The 6,571-nt window shown below is 71.2% G+C and carries 4 protein-coding genes; 3 read left to right on the top strand and 1 reads right to left on the bottom strand.

Going from position 1 to position 6,571, the window contains the following annotated elements; translation table 11 throughout:
* Positions 1-107: 107 nt before the first annotated feature.
* Positions 108-1,280 (bottom strand): ROK family protein, encoded by a 1,173-nt coding sequence (locus tag ABZW17_RS21825; RefSeq protein ID WP_354816872.1) that lies wholly within the window; start codon positions 1,278-1,280, stop codon positions 108-110.
* Between the two features lie 137 nt (positions 1,281-1,417).
* On the opposite strand from ABZW17_RS21825, the gene ABZW17_RS21820 reads away from it, so the two are divergent.
* Genes ABZW17_RS21820 through ABZW17_RS21810 form a run of 3 tightly spaced genes read left to right on the top strand, consistent with a single transcriptional unit; the run spans position 1,418 to position 6,545 of the window.
* Positions 1,418-2,842 carry an APC family permease gene (locus ABZW17_RS21820; protein WP_354816869.1) on the top strand — a complete coding sequence of 475 codons (1,425 nt, stop codon included), beginning with the start codon at positions 1,418-1,420 and terminating at the stop codon, positions 2,840-2,842.
* Positions 2,839-5,658: a beta-mannosidase gene (locus ABZW17_RS21815; RefSeq protein ID WP_354816866.1), complete on the top strand. Its 2,820-nt coding sequence runs from the start codon at positions 2,839-2,841 to the stop codon at positions 5,656-5,658. The genes ABZW17_RS21820 and ABZW17_RS21815 overlap by 4 nt, the downstream gene beginning before the upstream one ends.
* Complete coding sequence (locus tag ABZW17_RS21810; protein ID WP_354816863.1) at positions 5,655-6,545, top strand: ROK family protein; 891 nt, start codon at positions 5,655-5,657, stop codon at positions 6,543-6,545. Before ABZW17_RS21815 ends, ABZW17_RS21810 begins: the two co-directional genes overlap by 4 nt.
* Positions 6,546-6,571: the final 26 nt, after the last annotated feature.

Here is a 6,571-nt window from a genome sequence, read left to right as displayed (position 1 = left end):
CCTGGCCTTTTTCCCCCCGCGGGGTGGTTTTTGGGGTTTTTGTTACGGCCTTTACCCCCCCCAAAAACAACCCCCGACCACCGGCAAGGGCCGCGGGTGTCCGGCTTTCAGGCGCCGCTTGCTGTGGGGCGCAGGCCGCGGCGGTCGAACACCAGCTCGCGGGCCGTTCCCAGCGCCGTGGCGATCGCTCCCGCCAGGACCGCGTCCTCGCCCAGCTGGCCCGCCACGATGTCCGGGACCACCGGGATCGTCGCCGCCAGTGCGCGCCGCATCGGTTCGGTCAGCAGGTCCGCGTTGCCGCCGATGCCGCCGCCCAGCACGATCAGCTGCGGGTCCAGGACCGCCGTCACCGCCGAGACCACGTACGCCAGCTTCTCCGCCTCCTCCTCGACCACCCGCACCGCCCGCTCGTCGCCCGCGCGGGCCAGGCGGAACACGTCCTTCGCCGACCTCGCCTTCGCCAGCCCCGCGCCCCGGGCCGCGTCGACCACCGCCTGGGCCGCCGCCGCCGTCTCCATCGGGCCCGGGCGTCGCGCTCCCGCACCCGGGGGCATCGGGCCGTAGGGCAGGTCCGCGATCTCGCCCGCCGCGCCGTGGGCGCCGCGGAACAGCCGGCCCGCCACCAGCAGGCCCATGCCGATCCCGGTGCCGACCGTCAGGCACACCAGCACGTCGACGCCGAGCGCCGCGCCGAGGGCGTGCTCGCCCACCGCGCACAGGTTCGCGTCGTTCTCCACCACCACGTCCGAGCCCGCGACGGCCAGCGCCGAGACCAGCTCGTGCAGCACCCCGCGCCGCTCCCAGCCCGGCAGGTTGGGCGCGCGGTGGACCGTGCCGGTCGCCGGGTCGGGGACGCCCGGCGTGCCGACCACCGTCGCCACGACCTCGTGCGGCGAGAGGCCGGCCGAGGCCACCGCGCGTTCGACGGATTCGCTCACCGTGCGCACCAGCGCGCTCGCCGAGCGGCAGCGGTTGGGCTCGTCGAGCCGCGCGACGATGCTGCCTTCGAGGTCCGCGACGGCCACGCGGATCACGCGCCGCCCGATGTCGACGCCCACCACGTGCCCGGCGTCCGGCGCGGCCTGGTAGACCACCGCCGCGCGGCCCGGCCCCGCCAGGCTGCGGCCGGTGGTCCGGACCAGACCGTGCTGCTCGAGGTCCAGCAGCGCCTGGCCCACCGTGGGTTTCGACAGCCCGGTGTCGGCCGCGATCCGGGGCCGGGTCGCTTCACCGTGCGTCCGCAGCCGTTCGAGCACGAGACGCTGGTTCAGCGCCCGCATGTGCGCCGGGGTTCCGACCTGTGGCCCGTTTTGCCCCACCCGTCCTCCTGAGTTGCCGCAACTTTACCGGCGGAACCCTTTCGACCCCGCGCGTTCTATGTTAAGAAACTTTACTAACTACTAGTCGGAGGCACGTCGTGAGTTCACCCACTCGGTCCGGGGAACCGCCCGCCCTGGAGCGCAGGATCGGCCCGCTGCAGGCCACCGCGATCAACATGACCCAGATGTGCGGCATCGGCCCGTTCGTCACGATCCCCGCCATGGTCGCCACCATGGGCGGGCCGCAGGCGATGTTCGGCTGGATCATCGGGGCGATCGTCGCGCTGGCCGACGGGCTCATCTGGGCCGAACTCGGGGCCGCCATGCCGGGGGCCGGCGGCACCTACCTCTACCTGCGCGAAGCGTTCCAGTACCGCACCGGACGCCTGATGCCGTTCCTGTTCGTGTGGAGCGCGGTGCTGTTCATCCCGCTGATCATGTCGACCGGCATCATCGGGCTCGTCCAGTACCTCGGCTACCTGATCCCGGGGGTCACCGACGAGGCGGGTACGACCGGGCTGGGCAAGCTCGTCGGCATCGGCATCACGCTGCTCATCATCCTGGCGCTGTTCCGGAAGATCGGCCAGATCGGTAAACTGACCACCGGCCTGTTCGTGGTCATGCTGGTCGCCGTGCTCGCCACGATCGTCGCGGCGTTCTCGCACTTCAGCGGCGCGCAGGCGTTCGCCTTCACGCCCGGTGCGTTCAGCTCGGCCGGCGAGGGCACGTTCTGGGGCGGTCTCGGCGCCGGCCTGATCATCGCGATCTACGACTACCTCGGCTACAACACGACCGCCTACCTCGGCGGCGAGGTCCGCTCGCCGGGCCGGACCATCCCGCGGTCGATCATCTTCTCCATCCTCGGCATCATGGGCCTCTACTTCCTGCTGCAGGTCGGCGTGCTCGGCTCGATCCCGCTGGACCAGCTCAAGACCGCCACCTCGGTGGCCTCCTCCGTCCTCGAGCAGGCCTGGGGCACCGGCACGGCCAAGGTGATCACCGTGCTGATCGTGATCGCCGCGATCGGCTCGGTGTTCGCCGGGCTGCTCGGCGGTTCGCGGGTGCCGTTCGAAGCCGCGCGGGACAAGGTGTTCCTGCCGGTGTTCGGCAAGCTGCACCCGAAGCTCAACCTGCCGACCGCGGGCGTGCTCACCATGGGCGCGATCACGATCATCGGCTCGCTGTTCACGCTGACCGAAGTCATCAACGCGGCCGTCGCGACCCTGGTCATCATCCAGTCGCTGGCCCAGGTCGCCGCGATCTGGACGCTGCGGCGGCGGCAGCCGGACCTCCGGCGCCCGTACCGGCAGTGGCTCTACCCGCTGCCGACACTGCTCGCGCTGGTCGGCTGGGTCTACATCTACGTCTCGGCGACCTGGCTCTCGATCGGGCTGTCGCTGGGCTGGATCGCCGTCGGCGGGATCGCGTACCTCGTCTACGCCAAGGCCGAGAACACGTGGCCGTTCGGCCCCAAGGAGATCAAGGAAGCCTTCGCCACCGAACCGGAAGGGGCTCAGGCATGAGCCGGAAGTTCGCGGTCCTCGCCGCGCTGCTCCTCGTCCCCGGGGTGCTGGGCGTGGCCGGACCCGCGGCCGCGCAGGACACCCGGGCCGTCGCGAAGCCGCACGGGCTCAGCACGATCGGCCTCCAGGGCTGGCAGGTCCGCACGACGGCGGACGTCAAGGACGGCGGCGACAAGGTGTCGGCGCCCGGGTACGCCACCCGCGGCTGGCTGCCGGTGAAGGTCGACGACGCCGGCGCGCCCGGCACCGAGATCAACGCCCTGGTGCAGAACGGCAAGTGCCCGGACGTCTTCTACTCGGACAACCTGCGCAAGTGCTTCGGGTACGTCGACAAGCTCGGCCCGGTCGTCACGCAGCCGTTCGCCGACCCGTGGTGGTACCGCACCGACTTCACGCCGGACATCCGGCCGGGGCAGCACGCCAAGCTGACCATCCCCGGCATCGTCGGCGAAGGCGACGTCTGGGTGAACGGCACGCTCGTCGCCACGAAGGACGTCGTGAGCGGCGCGTTCGCCGGGCACACCTTCGACGTCTCGAAGCTGGTCAAGCCGGGCAGGAACACCCTGGCGATCAAGGTGTACCCGAACAACCCGCTGAAGATGTACACCCTCGACCAGGTCGACTGGAGCCAGATCCCGCCGGACAACGACACCGGCCTCCAGTTCCCGCCGACCCTGCAGGTGGGCGACACCCTCACCGGCGACAACGCGCACGTCGTGCAGGACAACGCGGCCGACCTGTCCAGCTCGAAGCTGACCGTGAAGGTGGACGTCACCAACGACGCGGCCACGCCGCAGACCGGCGACGTCGCCGCGACGATCACGCCGCCCTCGGGCGCGCCGGTCGTCGTGCAGCAGCGCGTCACGATCCCGGCGAACACCAAGCAGACGGTCGCGCTGGCGCCGGTGAAGATCGCCCACCCGCAGGTCTGGTGGCCGTACTCGATGGGTGCCCAGCCGCTGTACACGCTGACCACCGCGGTCTCGCAGGGCGGCGTGCTGTCGACGTCGTCGAAGAGCACGTTCGGCATCCGCACGGTGACCTCGCGCCTGGTCGGCAAGTCCGCGCCGCTGCCCGAAGGTGCGCGGCAGTTCACGATCAACGGCCGGGACTTCGTGTTCCGCGGCGGCGGGTTCGCGCCGGACCTGTTCCTGCGCTACGACTCCGCCGACACCGCGCACCAGATCGCGCTGATCAAGAACCTGGGCCTGTCCGGTGTCCGGCTCGAGGGCCACGACATGCCGCAGGACTTCTACGACCAGGCCGACCGCGCGGGCCTGCTGGTGATCGGCGGGTTCCTCTGCTGTGACGCCTGGCAGCCCGACACCGCCGAGCAGCTGGGAGAGCGCGACCTGCGGATCATCCACGACTCGTCGGTGAGCATCGCGCAGCGCGAACGCAACCACCCCAGCGTGTTCAACTACGGCTGGAGCGACAACGAGCCGTTCCCGAACCAGGAGCAGGCCGTCCTCACCGCGTTCGAGCAGCAGGACTTCCAGGTGCCGGTCATCGCGTCGGCCGAGTACAAGAGCACGCCGACGCTGGGCAACTCGGGCGAGAAGGAAGGCCCGTACGACTGGGTCCCGCCGTCGTACTGGTACGACAGCTCGCACTTCGACGCTTCCGACGACAGCCGCACCAACGCGGGCGGCGCCTGGGGCTTCGCGAGCGAGCAGAGTGCCGGGCACACCGTGCCGACGCTCGACTCGATCAAGCGGTTCCTTTCGCCCGCGGAGCAGGCGAAGCTGTGGCAGGACCCGGCGTACAACCAGTACCACGCGAACTTCGAGCCGGACCACGGCGGCTACGCGTTCGGCACGCTGTACACGCTGGACCAGTCCATCCTGCAGCGGTACGGGAAGTGGAGCTCGCTCAAGTCCTATGTGGACCTGGCGAACATCGCGAACTACGAGAACACCCGCTCGCAGTTCGAGGCGTTCCTGCACCACTCGACGGACAAGGCCAACCCGGCCACCGGCGTCGTCTACTGGCAGCTGAACAAGGGCTGGCCGACGCTGCTGTGGTCGCTCTACAACGACGACGGCGACCAGGCCGGCGCGTTCTTCGGCGCCCAGAAGGCGAACAAGCCGCTGCACGCGCTCTACGGCTACGACAACGGGTCCGTGACGCTCGACAACCTCGGCGCCACCACGCAGTCGGGCCTTTCGGTGCAGGCCCGCGTCTTCGACACCGCGGGCAAGGTCCTCGACGACCAGACGGCTTCGGGGATCTCGCTGGGTTCGCAGGGCGTGCGCACGGGAGTCCTGAAGCCGAAGGTGCCCGCCGAAACGAAGGCGCCCGCGCCCGCGCAGGTCTACTTCGTGGAGCTGCAGGTCAAGCAGGGCGGGAAGGTCGTCGACCGGAACGTCTACTGGCTGTCGACGCAGAAGGACGTCGTCGACTGGGCCAAGACGCTCGGCAACCCGCAGGCGACGCTGTCGCAGTACAGCAACCTGCAGGCCCTGCAGAACCTGCCGAAGTCGCAGGTCGGCGTGACCGCGTCGACCCGCGCTCAGGGCGGCGGCCTGGTCACCACGGTGACCGTCACCAACACCGCGAAGACGCCGGGCGCGGCGTTCTTCCTTCGGGCCGACGTCCGCCGCGGGACGCCGGACGGGCGCGAGGCGCCGGGGGACAACCAGCTCGCGAACGCGACCTGGGACGACAACGACATCACGCTGTGGCCGGGCCAGTCGCAGACGCTGACGGTCACCTACCAGGCGGCCGACCTGCGCGGGGCGGCCCCGGTGATCAGCGTCGACGGCTTCAACGCCGGCCGGGTCGTGGTGCGGGGGACGGGAGGGACGCACGCGTGACAGAGGAACGGATTCTCGGGATCGACTTCGGCGGCACGAAGGTGGCGCTGGGGCTCGCCGACCGCGACGGCACCCTGCTGGCGACCCGCCGGCTGGACACCGACGCGCAGGCGGGGGCCGAGCAGGTGGTGGTGCGCGCGCTCGCCGCGGCCAGGGCCCTCCTGGCCGACGAAGGCGCGGTGCCGGCCTGCATCGGCGTCGTCAGCCCGGGGATCGTGCTGCCGGACCGCATCCTGCTCGCGCCGAACGTGCCGGGCTGGGAGCAGCTGCGACTGGCGGAGCTGGTGGCCGCCGAGTTCCCCGCCGTGTCGATCGCGGTGGGCACGGACGCGAAGGCGGCGGCGCTGGCGGAGTGGCGCTGGGGCGCACTGGCCGGGTCCGACCCGGCGGTGTTCCTGTCGCTGGGCACCGGCATCGCGGCGGCGGTGCTGATCGGCGGCCGGGTGCTGACCGGCGCCAACGGAGCTGCCGGCGAGATCGGGTACAACCTGCTCTCGCCGCAGGACACCGAGGGTTTCGCGAGCGGAGCGGCGCCGCTCGAGGAAGCCGTCGGTGGGCGTGGGCTGGGCGGCCGGGCGAGCGATTTGCTCGGCCGCCCGGTCACCGCGGGGGAGCTGTTCGCCCTGGCGAAGGAGAACGTCGAGGCGAAGGAACTGGTCACGGCGGCGCTCGACGAGCTGTCGATGCACGTGGCCAACCTGGCGATTGCGCTGGACCCGCAGCGCATCGCGGTCGGCGGTGGGCTGGTCCGTTCGGCGGACGTGCTCCTGCCGGCGTTGGCGGACCGGCTCGCGCACGCGGTCCCGTTCCCGCCCGAGCTGGTGGCGGCCCGCTTCGACCAGGACGCGGCGCTGCTGGGCGCGGTGGCGCTGGCCCTGGGCGGTTAGGCGTCCGGGTGGTGTGCCGGTGCCCC

The sequence above is a fragment of the Amycolatopsis sp. NPDC004625 genome (assembly GCF_040609695.1).
Taxonomy (GTDB): domain Bacteria; phylum Actinomycetota; class Actinomycetes; order Mycobacteriales; family Pseudonocardiaceae; genus Amycolatopsis.
Note: the sequence above shows the minus strand (reverse complement) of the source record. Positions and strands in the feature narration are given on the sequence as shown.